The organism is Virgibacillus salinus (assembly GCF_900102415.1).
Classification (GTDB): Bacteria; Bacillota; Bacilli; order Bacillales; family Amphibacillaceae; genus Lentibacillus; species Lentibacillus subterraneus.
Genome location: NZ_FNKD01000002.1, coordinates 855,935 through 871,343, shown reverse-complemented (window position 1 = coordinate 871,343; position 15,409 = coordinate 855,935). Strand labels below are relative to the sequence as shown.

Annotated in this window: 19 protein-coding genes; 13 read left to right on the top strand and 6 right to left on the bottom strand. The window is 35.9% G+C overall.

The annotated features are described in order from the left end of the window. The first annotated feature begins 263 nt into the window (after positions 1–263). From pdhA to lpdA, 4 genes are read left to right on the top strand one after another with little or no spacing between them, the layout of a single operon-like run. Positions 264–1,346: a pyruvate dehydrogenase (acetyl-transferring) E1 component subunit alpha gene (gene pdhA / locus BLS02_RS11200; RefSeq protein ID WP_092493092.1), complete on the top strand. Its 1,083-nt coding sequence runs from the start codon at positions 264–266 to the stop codon at positions 1,344–1,346. Positions 1,347–1,349: 3 nt separating this feature from the next. Next, positions 1,350–2,327: an alpha-ketoacid dehydrogenase subunit beta gene (locus BLS02_RS11195; RefSeq protein WP_092493091.1), complete on the top strand. Its 978-nt coding sequence runs from the start codon at positions 1,350–1,352 to the stop codon at positions 2,325–2,327. Positions 2,328–2,350: 23 nt separating this feature from the next. Beyond that, a complete protein-coding gene (locus BLS02_RS11190; protein WP_092493090.1) occupies positions 2,351–3,664 on the top strand; it encodes a dihydrolipoamide acetyltransferase family protein in 1,314 nt (437 codons plus the stop codon). Between the two features lie 3 nt (positions 3,665–3,667). Continuing rightward, positions 3,668–5,074: a dihydrolipoyl dehydrogenase gene (gene lpdA, locus BLS02_RS11185; protein ID WP_092493089.1), complete on the top strand. Its 1,407-nt coding sequence runs from the start codon at positions 3,668–3,670 to the stop codon at positions 5,072–5,074. A gap of 198 nt (positions 5,075–5,272) precedes the next feature. On the opposite strand, the gene BLS02_RS11180 is transcribed toward lpdA, so the two are convergent. Further along, complete coding sequence (locus tag BLS02_RS11180; protein WP_092493088.1) at positions 5,273–6,781, bottom strand: glycine betaine uptake BCCT transporter; 1,509 nt, start codon at positions 6,779–6,781, stop codon at positions 5,273–5,275. 366 nt (positions 6,782–7,147) lie between these two features. Between BLS02_RS11180 and BLS02_RS11175 the strand changes: the two genes are divergently transcribed. From BLS02_RS11175 to BLS02_RS11160, 4 genes are all read left to right on the top strand, one after another. Beyond that, the gene (locus BLS02_RS11175) at positions 7,148–8,035 is read left to right on the top strand and encodes a polysaccharide deacetylase family protein (protein ID WP_092493087.1); all 888 of its coding nucleotides are present in this window, start codon (positions 7,148–7,150) and stop codon (positions 8,033–8,035) included. 157 nt (positions 8,036–8,192) lie between these two features. Beyond that, the gene (locus BLS02_RS11170; protein WP_092493086.1) at positions 8,193–8,297 is read left to right on the top strand and encodes a GapA-binding peptide SR1P; all 105 of its coding nucleotides are present in this window, start codon (positions 8,193–8,195) and stop codon (positions 8,295–8,297) included. Positions 8,298–8,491: 194 nt separating this feature from the next. Beyond that, the gene (locus tag BLS02_RS11165) at positions 8,492–9,451 is read left to right on the top strand and encodes an NAD(P)H-dependent flavin oxidoreductase (RefSeq protein ID WP_092493084.1); all 960 of its coding nucleotides are present in this window, start codon (positions 8,492–8,494) and stop codon (positions 9,449–9,451) included. Positions 9,452–9,465: 14 nt separating this feature from the next. After that, complete coding sequence (locus tag BLS02_RS11160; RefSeq protein WP_092493083.1) at positions 9,466–9,738, top strand: UPF0223 family protein; 273 nt, start codon at positions 9,466–9,468, stop codon at positions 9,736–9,738. A 112-nt stretch (positions 9,739–9,850) separates the two neighbouring features. On the opposite strand, the gene BLS02_RS11155 is transcribed toward BLS02_RS11160, so the two are convergent. Next, complete coding sequence (locus BLS02_RS11155; protein WP_092493082.1) at positions 9,851–10,468, bottom strand: YktB family protein; 618 nt, start codon at positions 10,466–10,468, stop codon at positions 9,851–9,853. Between the two features lie 208 nt (positions 10,469–10,676). On the opposite strand from BLS02_RS11155, the gene BLS02_RS11150 reads away from it, so the two are divergent. Together BLS02_RS11150 and BLS02_RS11145 are read left to right on the top strand one after the other, a co-directional pair. Next, entirely contained in the window at positions 10,677–10,868 is a 192-nt protein-coding gene (locus BLS02_RS11150; RefSeq protein ID WP_092493081.1) for a hypothetical protein, read from the top strand. Positions 10,869–11,029: 161 nt separating this feature from the next. After that, positions 11,030–11,839, top strand: coding sequence for an inositol monophosphatase family protein (locus tag BLS02_RS11145; protein WP_092493080.1), 810 nt, complete (start codon positions 11,030–11,032; stop codon positions 11,837–11,839). A gap of 15 nt (positions 11,840–11,854) precedes the next feature. Here BLS02_RS11145 and BLS02_RS18960 read toward each other — a convergent pair whose 3' ends face one another. Then, a complete protein-coding gene (locus tag BLS02_RS18960) occupies positions 11,855–12,025 on the bottom strand; it encodes a DUF5325 family protein (RefSeq protein ID WP_175476801.1) in 171 nt (56 codons plus the stop codon). A 160-nt stretch (positions 12,026–12,185) separates the two neighbouring features. On the opposite strand from BLS02_RS18960, the gene BLS02_RS11140 reads away from it, so the two are divergent. Then, positions 12,186–12,491, top strand: a complete 306-nt coding sequence (locus tag BLS02_RS11140) for a YlaH-like family protein (protein ID WP_092493079.1) — start codon at positions 12,186–12,188, stop codon at positions 12,489–12,491. A 35-nt stretch (positions 12,492–12,526) separates the two neighbouring features. Here the strand turns inward: BLS02_RS11140 and BLS02_RS11135 are convergent, their stop codons facing one another. After that, positions 12,527–12,730 carry a YlaI family protein gene (locus tag BLS02_RS11135; protein ID WP_092493078.1) on the bottom strand — a complete coding sequence of 68 codons (204 nt, stop codon included), beginning with the start codon at positions 12,728–12,730 and terminating at the stop codon, positions 12,527–12,529. 140 nt (positions 12,731–12,870) lie between these two features. Here BLS02_RS11135 and BLS02_RS11130 point away from each other — a divergent pair, with 140 nt between their 5' ends. Continuing rightward, positions 12,871–13,173 carry a hypothetical protein gene (locus tag BLS02_RS11130; RefSeq protein ID WP_092493077.1) on the top strand — a complete coding sequence of 101 codons (303 nt, stop codon included), beginning with the start codon at positions 12,871–12,873 and terminating at the stop codon, positions 13,171–13,173. Between the two features lie 182 nt (positions 13,174–13,355). Here BLS02_RS11130 and BLS02_RS11125 read toward each other — a convergent pair whose 3' ends face one another. After that, entirely contained in the window at positions 13,356–13,958 is a 603-nt protein-coding gene (locus BLS02_RS11125; protein WP_092493075.1) for a YhcN/YlaJ family sporulation lipoprotein, read from the bottom strand. Between the two features lie 338 nt (positions 13,959–14,296). Further along, complete coding sequence (locus BLS02_RS11120; protein ID WP_092493074.1) at positions 14,297–14,785, bottom strand: hypothetical protein; 489 nt, start codon at positions 14,783–14,785, stop codon at positions 14,297–14,299. 174 nt (positions 14,786–14,959) lie between these two features. Here BLS02_RS11120 and BLS02_RS11115 point away from each other — a divergent pair, with 174 nt between their 5' ends. Beyond that, positions 14,960–15,241: an Fpa/YlaN family protein gene (locus BLS02_RS11115; protein WP_092493248.1), complete on the top strand. Its 282-nt coding sequence runs from the start codon at positions 14,960–14,962 to the stop codon at positions 15,239–15,241. Positions 15,242–15,409 lie beyond the last annotated feature (168 nt).

Here is a 15,409-nt window from a genome sequence, read left to right as displayed (position 1 = left end):
ACCCTTTTGTCAAAAATAAATAAATAAGACAAAGTGATTGACCAAATTGGTATATATAAGCTAAACTTTAACTAGATTATGAATTGTACCATTAAATTTTCCTATTCTTATGTAACAGTTTAGTCCTTATTTTTAAATGTGATTAGTAAAATTTAATATAGGGAACAAGAATAAGAGCAAAAGGGTACAGATTTTTTCATATTTTGGGAAGGCTAAAAAAGAAAATACAAAATAGGTATTCAGAAAGGAAGAGGTGAACTATTTTGAAACACGTACTTGAAAGTGTTGAAAGTCAGTTCGAAATGTTCCAGATTCTTAATGAAGATGGAAAGATTGTTAATAAAGACGCAATGCCTGATCTTTCAGATGATGATTTGAAAGAGCTTATGCGCAGGATGGTTTATACTCGTATACTTGACCAACGTTCGATTGCACTGAACCGTCAAGGACGTTTAGGGTTTTATGCTCCTACTGCAGGACAGGAAGCATCTCAGTTAGGGAGTCAATATGCATTAGAAGCAGATGATTTTTTACTTCCGGCATATCGTGATGTTCCACAACTTATTTGGCAGGGTCTTCCATTATATCAAGCTTTCTTGTTCTCAAGAGGGCATTTCCATGGTAATCAGTTTCCTGAGGAAGTAAAAGGGTTGAGCCCGCAAATAATTATCGGTGCCCAGTATACACAAGCTGCTGGTGTTGCACTTGGAATGAAGAAGCGTGGAAAGAAATCAGTTGCCGTAACATATACAGGTGATGGTGGTACATCCCAAGGTGATTTCTATGAAGGTATAAACTTTGCAGGCTCATATGGCGCGCCAGCAATTTTCTTTATCCAAAATAACCACTTTGCAATTTCAGTACCAGTTGAAGAGCAAACAAATGCAAAAACCTTAGCACAAAAATCGGTTGCTGCTGGAATTGAAGGAATTCAAGTTGATGGTATGGATGTATTAGCTGTTTATGCTGTTACAAAAGAATCGCGTGAACGAGCAATAAAAGGGGAAGGTCCTACATTAATTGAAACGTTAACTTATCGTTATGGACCACATACCATGGCAGGGGACGACCCAACCCGCTATCGTTCTGACGATCTTAATGATGAGTGGGAGAAAAAAGATCCTCTTGTTCGTTTCCGTAAGTTTTTAGAAGAGAAAAAATTATGGTCGGAAGAAGAAGAGAACAAAGTAATAGATGAAGCAAAAGAAGATATTAAAAAAGCTATTAAAAAAGCAGATGAATACCCGAAACAAACTGTAATTGACTTAATAGAGAATATGCATGAGAAACTTCCACCAAATTTGCAGGAGCAAATGGAAGAATATAAAGAAAAGGAGTCGAAGTAGACCATGGCACAAAAGACTATGATTCAAGCAATCACTGATGCAATGTACAATGAATTAAAAAATGATGAAAATGTGCTTGTATACGGTGAAGATGTCGGTCAAAATGGCGGCGTTTTCCGCGCTACAGAAGGATTACAAGATGAGTTTGGCGAAGAACGTGTATTTGATACGCCACTAGCCGAATCAGGAATTGGCGGACTTTCGATTGGTCTTGCTCTGCAAGGTTTTCGTGCGGTACCGGAAATTCAATTCTTCGGCTTCATCTATGAAGCAATGGATGCTGTTAATGGTCAAATGGCGCGAATGCGTTATCGTTCCGGCAGTACGCAATCAATGCCAATAACAATACGTTCTCCATTTGGTGGTGGTGTGCACACACCTGAACTTCATGCTGATTCACTTGAAGGGTTAATTGCACAGCAACCTGGTATAAGAGTTGTAATTCCATCAACACCATATGACGCAAAAGGACTATTAATCTCAGCTATACGCAACAATGATCCAGTACTATTTTTGGAACACATGAAACTATATCGTTCTTTCCGTGGTGAAGTTCCCGATGAGGAATATACAGTTGAACTTGATAAGGCGGATATTAAACGGGAAGGTAAAGACGTTACACTTGTTGCTTATGGCGCAATGGTTCATGCAGCCCTAAAAGCAGCTGATGAACTTGAAAAAGATAATATTGATGCTGAAGTAATTGATCTTCGTACTGTATCACCGGTTGATGTAGATACAATCGTTGAGTCTGTTAAGAAAACCAATCGAATGGTTATGGTTCAGGAAGCGCAGCGTCAAGCAGGAGTTGGAGCACACGTTATTTCAGAGATTCAGGAACGAGCAATACTCCATCTGGAAGCACCGATTTTACGAGTAACGGCTCCAGACACTGTTTATGCATTCTCACAAGCTGAGGAAATATGGCTGCCAAATCATGAAGACATCGTAGAAAGAGTAAATCAAGTAATTAACTTTTAATTAAAGGATTGGAGGTAGTAATAATGGCTTACAATTTTAAGCTGCCTGATATTGGTGAAGGTATTCATGAGGGCGAAATAGTAAAATGGTTTGTTAAAGAAGGCGACGAAATTAAAGAAGATGATGTGCTTTGTGAAGTGCAAAATGATAAAGCTGTCGTTGAAATCCCTTCTCCGGTTGAAGGAACTGTTGAAAAGGTTCATGTTGAAGAAGGTACAGTATCAACTGTTGGTGATACTATCATTACAATTGATGCAGAGGGCTATGAAGATCAGGAAGATGACTCTGAAGAAGCGGAAGAGACAAAGGAAGAGTCAAAAGCCAGTAGTGAACAGGAATCTGATAAAAAACAATCTGCAGAAAAAAAGAATAATGAGTCAGACGATAAAGAAGAAACGAAAGATAAATCTTCCGACGATAAACGTGTAATTGCAATGCCGTCCGTACGTAAATATGCTCGTGAAAATGAAGTATCTATTCAGGACGTACAGGGTTCTGGTAAAAATGGACGTATCCTAAAAGAAGATGTAGATAAATACTTAAGTGGTGACCAGAAAGCAGAAGATACAGAAGATGTAGCATCTGACGAGCAAGAAGCAACGGCAGCTAAAGGAGCAGAATCACCTAAAGGTGAATATGCCGAAACCCGTGAGAAAATGAGTGGAATTCGCAAGTCTATTGCTAAAGCAATGGTTAATTCAAAAACGAAAGCTCCACATGTTACACTTATGGATGAAGTAGATGTAACAGAGCTTGTTGCTCACCGTAAGAAATTCAAAGCAGTAGCAGCGGAGCAGGATATAAAATTAACGTATCTGCCTTACGTTGCAAAAGCATTAGTCTCAGCATCTAAGAAATATCCAATACTAAATGCTGCTGTTGACGATGAAACTGATGAAATCATTCACAAGCATTATTACAACATTGGAATTGCTGCGGATACTGATAAAGGCTTATTAGTGCCAGTTGTAAAAGATGCAGATCGCAAATCGATTTTCACCATTTCACAAGAGATTAATGAATTGGCAGAAAAGGCTCGTAGTGGTAAACTTGCATCTGAAGAAATGAAAGGCGCATCAAACACAATTACTAACATTGGTTCAGCTGGAGGACAATGGTTTACTCCTGTTCTTAATTATCCAGAGGCAATTATTCTAGGGATTGGACGTATTGCTGAAAAACCAATTGTACGTGACGGCGAGATTGTTGTTGCTCCTGTTCTTGCAGTGTCATTTAGCTTTGATCATCGTATCGTTGATGGTGCCACAGCACAACTTGCATTAAATCAGATCAAACGATTATTGAACGATCCACAATTAATTATGATGGAGGCGTAGATTATGGTAGTAGGAGATTTTCCAATTGAGTTAGACACGTTAGTAGTTGGAGCAGGACCGGGTGGCTATGTAGCTGCCATCCGTGCTGCCCAAACCGGTCAAAATGTAACAATTGTTGATAAAGGTGCACTTGGTGGTGTTTGCTTAAATGTTGGGTGTATCCCTTCTAAAGCAATGATTCAAGCTGGTCATCTGACTGAAAACGCTCATGGTAATGAAGAATTAGGTATTAAAACGGAAAATGTATCCGTTGATTTTTCCAAGGTTCAGGAATGGAAAGGAAAAGTTGTTAATAAACTAACTTCTGGCGTTGAAAGTCTTTTGAAAGGGAACAAAGTTGATATTGTTAAAGGCGAAGTATACTTTGTTGATAAAAATACAGTAAAAGTTATGGATGAAAAGAATTCACAGACTTATACATTTAACAACTGTATTATTGCAACAGGTTCAACACCAATTGAAATTCCAAGTTTCAAATTTACGGATCGCGTTATTGACTCTACCGGTGCATTAGATCTAAAAGAAATTCCTAAGAAAATGGTAGTTATCGGAGGCGGTTATATCGGAACTGAGTTAGGCACTGCATATGCTAACTTTGGAACTGATGTAACAATCCTTGAAGGTACAAAGCAGATTCTTGGCGCTTTTGAAAAACAAATGCAGCAAGTAGTAAGCAAACGCCTTAAGAAAAAAGGTGTAACAGTTACCACAGAAGCAATGGCAAAAGGTGTTGAAGAGTCTAAAGATGGTGTAACAGTAACCTATGAAGTTAACGGCAAAGAAGAAACCGTTGACGCTGACTATGTATTGGTAACAGTTGGCCGCCGTCCAAATACAGCGGAAATTGGTTTAGAGCAAGTAGGTATTGATGTAGATGATAAAGGACTTATTAAAATTGATAAACAATGCCGTACAAACATAGACAATATTTATGCAATTGGTGATATTGTTGATGGTCCTCCATTAGCTCATAAAGCATCATATGAAGGAAAAGTGGCAGCCGAAGTAATCGGTGGAGAGAAATCAGAAATTGATTATATTGGAATTCCTACAGTTGTATTCTCAGATCCAGAGTTAGCTACAGTTGGCTATAGTCAACAAGAAGCAAAAGATGCTGGATACAATGCAAAGGCATCCAAGTTTCCATTTGCTGCTAACGGTCGGGCATTATCATTAAATGATAGTGATGGATTTATGAAATTAATTACCAGAGAAGAAGATGGTCTGGTAATTGGGGCTCAGATTGCAGGTCCAAATGCTAGTGAAATGATAGCAGAAGTAGGATTGGCAATAGAAGCAGGAATGACAGCCGAAGATATAGCGTTGACAATTCATAACCATCCAAGTCTTGGTGAAATTACGATGGAAGCTGCTGATGTAGCATTAGGAATGCCAATACACACAATGTAAATCATTCTTTTTTAAAGAGAGCTGTCATAGTGCAGTTCTCTTTTTTTTTGGCAGTTCGATGCAACTATGTATTTATTGTTCTGGATTAAGCTGGCTTAAAATCAAAGTTTTTTAACATATAGAGCCCAAAAAAAGCAGTTCAGTTAAGGGTACAAAATTTGTTTTTGTACTCCAACTGAACTGCTTGTATATTTCTATTTAATGTCTTTTCCGCCGTAAATCGATTTCTTTGGCCTCTTCTTTAAATGATTTCATTAACGAAAATATAATCAAAATCATGATTATCGCAAATGGAAAGGCTGCTATAATCGAGGCTGTTTGTAAAGCTCCGAGTCCGCCTTGCCACAACAATACCGCTGCAGCACTTGATTGGATAATTCCCCATACAAACTTAACAGTATTTGGTGGGTATAAGCTTCCACCAGTCGTTTGCATTCCCAATACAAATGTTGCAGAGTCTGCAGATGTGATAAAAAACGTACTGATTAATAAAATTGCAATGATTGACATTACAATGCCGAATGGAAATTGCTCAAGGACCACAAATAAAGCCGCTTCAGAGCCAAGATTATCAACAACTTGCTGAATTTCTGCACCCTGAAAATGTTCCAGGTTGATTGCCGATCCACCGAATACGGAAAACCAGAGAGCACCGAAAATGGTAGGCACTAAAAGAACGCCTAGTACGAATTCTCGAATTGTTCTGCCTTTGGAAACACGGGCAATAAATGTACCTACAAAAGGTGCCCATGCAATCCACCATGCCCAATAAAAGATAGTCCAATCTTGTATCCATGAGTCATCCATATCAAAAGGAGTCATTCTAAAACTCATGCCTGGCAGGTTTTGCAAGTAACTGCCAAATGTTGTAGTGAATAGATTCATGATGAAGTTTGTAGGACCTGCAAATAATAGAAACAGCATTAAAGCAATTGCTAAAACGATGTTTGTATTACTTAGATATTTAATTCCTTTATTAAGACCTGTCATAGCAGACGTCATATATAGTACAGTAACAATTCCAATAATAATAAGTTGCAGCGAAATTGTTTTATCTAAACCAAATACGTATGATACACCTCCAGAGATTTGGATAGCCCCAAAGCCTAGGGAAGTAGCAACACCAAATATTGTTGCAAACACAACTATAAAGTCAATAAGGGTTCCCCAGGCTCCTTTCATTTTATCGCCGAATATAGGTTCAAGAATTGCACTTACAACTCCTGGAGATTGCTTTCTGAATTTAAAATATGCTAGTGCTAAAGCAATTGTGGCGTAAATTGCCCATGGATGCAGCCCCCAATGAAAGAAGCTGTAACGCATAGCAGTTTTAGCGGTTTCATTTGATGTAGGCTCTCCAAATGGTGGCAAATGATAATGCGATAATGGTTCAGCAGCACCCCAGAAAACTAATCCAATTCCCATACCTGCACTAAAAAGCATCGCAAACCATGTTAAATAGGAATATTCAGGCTTATCCCCTGGTTTTCCAAGTTTTATATTTCCATATTTGGAAAAAACCAAATAGATTGCAAATACCAAGAATGCAGTTGCACTCATCAAGTAGAACCAGCCAAATTTGTCTACTATATCCCCTTGGATTTCTGTTGTTACATCATTCATATTACTATTTGGAAGGATTCCCCAAATAATAAATAATACTGCGACGATGGCTGAAATGTAGAATACCTTTGTCACTTTTTTCATATGAACATTCCTCTCTATGTAGATTATTTTCACAAAGTATGTTTGAAGGAATAAAGCACATTTACGTATTGAAACATACGATAATAAATAGTTCAATTCTTTCGTATATAATTAGTACAATATGCTTATTGTTTCCCTTAGATTTAATATAATTCTCTCTATATATCCTTTTACGTATTCCCACACAAGGAAAAATTAAACAGTGACTCTTAGAAAACTACAACATTTGTTAAAATTATGTCGCGAATGCTTATGCAGTTAAGAATTTTTATTTTTTCTTATCTGCCGAAAAAAGTATGGTCATTACCCACTGATATCATATATAATTAAAACAATGTCATATACGCATATAATAGGGGGACAGCAATGAAAAAATTGATATGGATATTGTTGGTATTACTTGTATTTGTTACAGCTTGTGAGGAAAGTAAAGCAATCGATTCGGATGATAAAAGTCCGGGTCAGGAAAATACTAAGGAACAAACAGATGATGTTGATGGGGAAGTAAAAGCTGAAGAAGATAGCGAGAAGGAAGATGCAGAAAAAGAACAAGAAGAAATGAGTGAACCTGAAGATGACAAGCCGCTGGAAGCACAGTATATAATTAATGAGGAAACGTCTTCGATAATGCCGTTGAATGATAGTATAAATGAAAAGGTAGTATTGTTAACTATTGATGATGCGCCAGATACATATTCACTAGGGATGGCTAAAACGTTAAAAGAATTGAATGCGAGTGCGATCTTTTTTGTGAATGGACATTTTCTGGATACTACTGAGGAAGAAGAAATTCTAAAGAAAATTCATGATATGGGTTTCGAAATCGGAAATCATACATATAATCATGTTTCTTTACCAGATTCGTCTCAGGAAGAACAGAAAAAGGAAATTATTAGATTAAATGATAGAGTTGAAGAGATTATTGGAGAAAAACCAGAGTTTTTCAGAGCCCCATATGGTGAGAACACCGACTTTACAAAAAAATTAGCGAAAGATGAAGGCATGGTCGTAATGAATTGGACGTACGGTTATGACTATTTTAAGCCATACATGGATGCTGATAAATTGAAAAAGGCGATGATAACAGGTGAAGGGCCTGAAGTGGACGTTCCCTACAGTTTGCTGAAGCCTGGTGCCAATTTACTAATGCACGACCACGAATGGACGGCTAAGGCATTGAAAGATATTGTAACTGGACTACGAGAAAAGGGATATGAAATGGTAGACCCTTCATTAATACAAACCGAAGAGTAACATATAACAGTCAGGTATTTTAATATCTGGCTGTTTATTAATTCACAAAAACATATATAGTGTAATATGTTATACTAATTAGGGGTTGATTCTTTAATTATGACACATTATAATAACAATACAGTGTTATAATTAACTGGAAAAGGAGTTGGGACAGGTGGGGACAATCGTTTGTCAAGATTGCCAGAAAGTAATTGACCATTATGATGATGAAAAAGTAACTACTCTTTATGGTTCATGTCCGACTTGTAATAAAAAATAAATTAATATTGATACATTAGAGCTGCATGGATATCCGTGCAGCTTATTCTTTAGCAGTTAAAAAAGTATAAATCCTTTCTTACTGGATAAGTGCAGCTAAGGCTTGGCGATAAGCCAAGATTTTAATGGTTATATATTGTATTAGCAATTACTAATTATTAAATGATAGAATAACAAGAAAAAGAGGTGATTATATTGAGGTGGGAAACAAAAGTAACAGAGCTATTGGAAATTGAATATCCTATTATTCAGGGGGGACTTGCATATTTAGCATATGCTGATTTAGCGGCAGCAGTATCAAATGCTGGTGGTCTGGGGCAAATAACGGCAATGAGTCTACCTGGTCCAGATGAATTACGTAATGAGATAAGAAAAGTGCAAACAATGACAAATAAACCTTTTGGTGTTAATTTTGCTATTGGACAACATGGGCGGTCATTTGAGGATATGGTACAAGTGGCTATCGATGAAAAAGTACCAGTCGTATCAGTAACTGGTGGAAATCCAAAAGGTGTGCTTGACATGGTAAAAGATCTTCCAATCAAGAAACTTGTGCTTGTTGCTGCGCGCAGGCAAGCTGAAAAGGCAGAAGAGCTAGGCGCAGACGCAGTCATGGTAGTTGGACAAGAAGGAGGAGGCCACCTTGGACGTGGTGATGTTGGTACGTTTGTATTAACGCCACAAGTTGTTGATTCTGTTTCTATCCCGGTGATCGCTTCAGGAGGAATTGTGGATGGACGAAGTATGATGGCCGCACTTTCATTAGGAGCTGAAGGTATTGAAATGGGTACACGCTTTATTGCGACAAAAGAATGTATTGATGCACATCCTGCATATAAACAGGCACTACTTGAAGCTGACGAAAATTCAACAGTCGTAATAAAACGTACTTTAGGAACCCCGGCAAGGGCACTGAAAAATCCATGGACGGACAAAATTTTAGGTATAGAGAAAGAGCGTGGTGATTACGAGGCACTTAAAACATACATAAGTGGGGAAGCTAATAAACAATACATCCATAAAGGTAAGGATACAGAAGGATTTGGCTGGGCTGGTCAAGGTGCAGCAAGAATCCAGGATATTCCTACTGTGAAAGAATTAATTAATTCGATGATTAGTGAAGCTGATATCATTAAGGAAAAATGGATAGATTGAGGTGATTAACAGTAATGAGTTATCATTACCCGCTAGACGAATCTTGGTCAAAAGAGGAAATTATTGATGTTGTTAATTTTTTTGCATTGATAGAACAATCATATGAACAGCAAGTTAAACGGGAAGAAATTCTAGCAGCATACCGAAAATTCAAGGATATTGTACCATCTAAAAGTGAAGAGAAGACCTATTTTGCGGACTTTGAAAAGGCTTCGGGATATGCAAGTTATCCTGTTGTAAAAAAAGCTAGAGAATCTGAACAAAAAACAATTACAATAAATAAGTAAAAGACCTTTCATTATGAAGGGTCTTTTACTTTGGCAGTCATGGCTTTTCGTCATTAAAGTCTTGGCGATAAGCCAAGTTTTCTAATACTAATAAGGCTCATACGTGCTTTTATTAATTCATTGAGATTTTATAAAGAGGTATCAGTTTATTAAATGTATCTTCAACTTCCTTTAAAAATGCCTGTCCATCTTTCAAAACCGGATCACCAGGTTTGAAATGTCTGCCAATTAGAAATTCTGCTTTTTTAACATTTTGAAAGCGGGTAAGCGCCTTTTCCAAATTAATCTCATCAAAACGTGTCGCATCTTTTTTGGTATGATCCAAGGAAACAACATAATCATCTGGAATTGTCTGTTTGATCTCTTCCATGTGTTTTAAAAATGTTTTAGCCATTTCCTGTTTTCCTGGCAGTTCATAAATATATGCAAGCCATACAAATAAATGGTCATCAAATAATCCGATTTGAAAATGCGGATGTTTCTTGTAACCTCGTTTATTATGACAAAATGCCATCCATGTATCATTAGGCGGGTTCTTTGTACGTCTTAGGTGCTGTGCAATATGTATATGCATTTCACTATCTGTCATTTCTGAAACAGGTTCAGTCAGTTCTTCACCTAGAGCCTTAAATTTTGGCTGTATGTTTTCTCTGATGGCTTCCATTCGCTCATCAAGGCCATCAATCGTAAAGATATTAAAATCTTTTTCCGTAAATCCCTTAAATACCATATAAATCATCCTTTCTAAGGTGAACCATCATAGATTATAATAATTATTATTAAGTAAAAATAGGATTCAGTCAAGTTATACCCCGCGAACAATGTTTAAAAAGATTGAAAATTGGGGAATGTAAAATCAAAAGTTACTATTTACCATGAACTATTTGGGAAAATATATCATATATATAATAAAAGCCAACTGAAAGGTTGTGGGTAAAGTGAAATATGTAATGGAGGCACTGAGAAAGAAAGAAGCACAAGAAAAATTGCCCGTTATTCGAATGGAAATTGATTATGAACTTGTAACGCTACACGATGCAATGGAAGCCAACGATAAAATTGAAATGATAAAATCAAAAGAACGTTTAGAGCAATTACGATTGCAAATGTTGGAGATTGAAAATGATTAATAATGGAAAATGACCCCATGTTTACATATGTTCATTGATAGTTTATGAACAATATTGGGGTCATTTGTATGTATAAGTTTATAATCACCAGATTAAAAAAATGATTCAACGCATCCAATTTGGTATCATAGATATAGATGAAATGTAATGGAGGCTTATAAATGAATTTGGAGATGCGTGATGTAATATACAAACAAGCAAAAGAATGGGTACTTCAAGCAGGCAATACGATTAGAGAAAAAATGCATGATCGGATGGAGATTAATACAAAATCCAATCCAAATGACCTGGTAACAACTATGGATCAAAATACAGAAAACTTTTTTGTATCAAATATTAAAAAAACATATCCTGATCACTTTATAATTAGTGAGGAAGGGTATGGTGATCAACTGGAAACACTTGACGGGACCGTCTGGATAATAGACCCAATTGATGGGACGATGAATTTCGTCCATCAAAAGAGAAATTTTGCAATATCTGTAGGTATTTATCATGAAGGTGTAGGAGAAATTGGTTTTATATATGATGTAATGGCTGACGTGCTTTATAGCGCCAAACGCAATGAAGGTGCATTTAAAAACGATGATGCTTTACCAAGCCTTGTTAATAAAAAGCACCTTTTGGAGTCTATCGTTGGCTTAAATCACTTTTGGCTTTGTGAAAATAGATTAGTGGATGAACAGGTGATGCAGGATTTTGTAAGAACAATTAGGGGCACTAGAACATATGGTTCTGCAGCACTTGAATTCGCCTACGTTGCAGAGGGAATAATGGATGGATACTTAACAATGAGTTTATCTCCATGGGACATTGCTGCAGGAATAGTTATTGTTAATGAAGTAGGAGGCGTGACGACAACTATCTATGGCGAAGAAGTTAACATGCTTGAAAAAAATTCGATATTAACATGTAATCCGGCTATAAAAAGTGCTATTGTAGATGATTATATGCTGAAAGGAAAAAAGTGACTCCAATTAGTGAAGTCACTTTCTTTTTCGCTTGAGTGATAATCCGTATCCCATAAATCCGAAACCTAACAGTATAAATAATAAGACAAACCAAACATTGCGAAATGCAATGGAAATTCCGACGAGAACAAACATGAGAATTACCAATGTCGCTAACGATAGCATGGGAATATTAATATTTTTCATAAATTACACCTCTTTTTACTTGAACTAGTATATATTAATTCCGGGTATTGTTCAAAAAATTAATTTTAAGAAATCAGACAAATTTATAACTAGCATATAGCAAAAAGATTTAGTATGATAGAAAATGAGTTTTAATGTTTGCTGGTAATGGAGGATATGGATGGATACTAATTTTAGTTTGCTATATGATTTTATTGTAGATAATTATCATGGTCATGAACTAATAATTTTTTATGTCTTAAATTTTATTTTTGCATCAATTGCATACAAGTTAGGATTTGCTCGCAAATTACCAATATTAAAATCTTTTTTGGTTTATTTAATGTTAGCATTTGGTTCGATAATCATAACGTTTTTTAGTATAGTTGGTTATCCTATTACAGAGAGTTTACTTATTATGTCACTGATTTTAGGAATATACAGATTCAGACTGTATCAAGAGAGAAAAACAAAAAGTAAATCATAGAAAGACAAAAAACTCCCATTTTTGGGAGTTTTTATCTATATTAAATCCTTTTTTTGTTTCTTCCCTTCATATAAGTGGAAGTTTCCAGTTTCATGTCTCTTTTTTGTGTTACTATATATCCGCTGATCACATTGCTGACATAAATACATATGGATTCTGCGATTTCTTAACCGTTTAGCTTGCAATGAACTATCCTGAATATCTTCTATAGTGTCACATAACACACATTGTACTTGCATCTCATCACCTCTAAAAATTAGGCTGTTTACCTATTAACTATAACATGACATTCTTTTGTATTAAAGTGAATGTTTTATAAGAGAATAAGTGGGGAACATACTAATTATTAAACTATATATAAATTGGAAAGGGTGATTAGATGCGAAAAAGATATATTGCTTCAGCGGCTGGAGCTATCGGAGCAGGAATTATGGGTGTTATCCTTAATAAAGAGGAAAACAAAAATAAACTAAAAGATAAAGTAAGATATATAACCAATAAAGTAAAAGATACAAATAAATCTAATTCTACTTTAGAAGATGCTGGTATTCCAGATCAAACAGAGGACAAGGATACTGCACAACTGGAAAACGCTAAAATGGTATCAGAAGGGTCCCAATTTGGAGTAGACTATTATAATGAGGTTAAGGAAAAAGAAAGTGAAGAAATTAATATGAAATAAGAAAAGTGCTTCCTATCCTCTTCGGGAAGCACTTTTTGGTAGGTAAGAAAGTATAAATACTTTTTTACTGCATAAGCGCAACTAAGGCTTGAATGCCAAGACCCGCTGCAAAGTACGGTAACGCAACTGCAGTGCGCTGGCACACTGCATACTGTGCTAAACAGCCACTTACGCTTTTTTTCTTATTCATTGTTCTGATGATTTGATTGTTCTTCCTCTATATCATCCAACTCTTCCTGATCTTCTTTTGGCAACATTTCTTTGTTTTGATCTGGTTCCTGTGGTTGATCATCATTAATTGGAAAGTCTGGCATATATCTACCTACAATTGCTGAAAGTTCGTCAACAACTCCCTGTACAGGATGTCCTTGATTAATTTTGTTTCCCATCATACGAAGCCTTTCGACAACATCGCCATCAGCAACAACAACTGCTGTTTTTCCATATGGATCATTCTGTAATGCTTCCAAAACGGAATATTTTATAGTTCCAACACGTGAACGGTCTAAATCTTTATCAACATTTATACCTACAACAGCATATGGACCTGCTACTATGGATGCAGAGTCATTGACATTTGGTACTTCACTTGCAATATTTGCTAAATGGGTAGAGATTTGTCTGTTAGTGGGATTTTGTTTCTCTCTGGGGTCAGAATCTTCTACCTGTACAATACGGTTATTTTCTTTTTCAGTTGATAAGGATTGATCTTCTTCCTCATTTTGCTGACAGCCATTTAAAAACAAAAAACTCATTAAAGACAGTATTCCTAAACGTAACAACATGTGTACTCCTCCTTTAAAAATGTACAAACGGAATTACTGTCTTATTATTCTGAGTCGAATGCTGTAAAATATACATTCAAAAGTACAAAAGCAAGGTTAAGAGAAATCTGCAATCTCTGGAGAAAGACTTTTCTGTTATATGCCATTTCAAAAAAGAACTCGTATTAGTAACTTAGCATTGCTAAAGTGATTCTTATGAAAGCTTTATATTGCTTTGTTTGAACCCCTTATACTTTGGAGAGATAAGCAATAGTTGCACTAATTAAGTAAGAAAAAATATATAGTTTTTTAACTACTAAAAAAGCTGCTTACATATAATATGTAAACAGCTTCATCATTTAATTAATAACTATTTTCTCAATTCCTGTAATAGGATTATCTTTATTGGAACCGTCCTTATAAAATAAGTGAACAGGTCCTTCTTCTTTTAGGGGCTTTCCATCAACAGCAAATAGTAAATAGCAACTTTGCAAAGCTTCTAGTGAGATATGTTCATCTCCCTTACTTGTTACGATTGTAACGTCTGTAGCATTTTCGTTTACTTCGGCATGATCCACAAACTCATTAATTGGCATTACATATGAGTTTTCTAGTATTTTTTCTCGTTCAAATCGGGATATGCTTTTATTAACTGGTGGATTTATTTTCTGTTGATAAACTGCTCTACTCCAACGTTTCGATGCATTTTCAAGTTCATTTTCCTCAACTTGTACATTTTCTCGTTCCGTGAATGCTTCTTCTAGTAGTATTTTTCTATCATCAAAGATCCATACGGTTGGATCTAGTGTGATTGAATATGTAACATTTCCAATAATCGGGACTATCATGTCTAACCACCTCTCAAAAATTATCTTTATCAAGAATAGCAGACATTCTTAAATTTTTCACTATAAATGATTAATTGATTAATTTTAAATTTACCTTAATATCATTTGCATTTTCATGGTTCAAACGATAATATAATATAGAAGAAAGTCTTTTAAATGGAGGGGATATATTTGATTCCTGAGGTGACTGAAACTCATCGTGAAAAAGCCTATGCCCTTCTAAAGGCTGATGCTGATAAAATACGAAGGCTAATAGAAGTTCAAATTGAGAATTTAACGATGCCACAATGTCCTTTATATGAAGAGGTTTTGGATACACAAATGTTTGGTCTTTCAAGGGAGATCGATTTTGCTGTGCGTTTAAACTTGATCAGCGAGCATGAAGGTAAAGCAGTACTTGAGAATTTAGAAAGGCAGCTTAATATATTACATGAAGCAGCACAAAATTCGGTGTAATGTCATGTTACAACTTAGCAAAAACTTTGCCTAATTGGATAATGGCAAGGTTTTTTTATTTAAGCAGTTAAGAAAGTATAAATACTTTTACTGCATAAGTGCAACTAAGGCTTTTGCCATTAAGGCTTGGCGAAAAGCCAAGTTTTCTAATCTAATAGAAGTAGGAAT

Excerpts from the sequence above, each read along its gene's own strand:
- BLS02_RS11195 (WP_092493091.1), top strand. The coding sequence starts at position 1,350 with ATGGCACAAAAGACTATGATTCAAGCAATCACTGATGCAATGTACAAT.
- BLS02_RS11190 (WP_092493090.1), top strand. The coding sequence starts at position 2,351 with ATGGCTTACAATTTTAAGCTGCCTGATATTGGTGAAGGTATTCATGAG.
- lpdA (WP_092493089.1), top strand. The coding sequence starts at position 3,668 with ATGGTAGTAGGAGATTTTCCAATTGAGTTAGACACGTTAGTAGTTGGA.
- BLS02_RS11180 (WP_092493088.1), bottom strand. The coding sequence starts at position 6,781 with ATGAAAAAAGTGACAAAGGTATTCTACATTTCAGCCATCGTCGCAGTA.
- BLS02_RS11175 (WP_092493087.1), top strand. The coding sequence starts at position 7,148 with ATGAAAAAATTGATATGGATATTGTTGGTATTACTTGTATTTGTTACA.
- BLS02_RS11160 (WP_092493083.1), top strand. The coding sequence starts at position 9,466 with ATGAGTTATCATTACCCGCTAGACGAATCTTGGTCAAAAGAGGAAATT.
- BLS02_RS11155 (WP_092493082.1), bottom strand. The coding sequence starts at position 10,468 with ATGGTATTTAAGGGATTTACGGAAAAAGATTTTAATATCTTTACGATT.
- BLS02_RS11145 (WP_092493080.1), top strand. The coding sequence starts at position 11,030 with ATGAATTTGGAGATGCGTGATGTAATATACAAACAAGCAAAAGAATGG.
- BLS02_RS18960 (WP_175476801.1), bottom strand. The coding sequence starts at position 12,025 with ATGAAAAATATTAATATTCCCATGCTATCGTTAGCGACATTGGTAATT.
- BLS02_RS11140 (WP_092493079.1), top strand. The coding sequence starts at position 12,186 with ATGGATACTAATTTTAGTTTGCTATATGATTTTATTGTAGATAATTAT.
- BLS02_RS11135 (WP_092493078.1), bottom strand. The coding sequence starts at position 12,730 with ATGCAAGTACAATGTGTGTTATGTGACACTATAGAAGATATTCAGGAT.
- BLS02_RS11130 (WP_092493077.1), top strand. The coding sequence starts at position 12,871 with ATGCGAAAAAGATATATTGCTTCAGCGGCTGGAGCTATCGGAGCAGGA.
- BLS02_RS11125 (WP_092493075.1), bottom strand. The coding sequence starts at position 13,958 with ATGTTGTTACGTTTAGGAATACTGTCTTTAATGAGTTTTTTGTTTTTA.
- BLS02_RS11120 (WP_092493074.1), bottom strand. The coding sequence starts at position 14,785 with ATGATAGTCCCGATTATTGGAAATGTTACATATTCAATCACACTAGAT.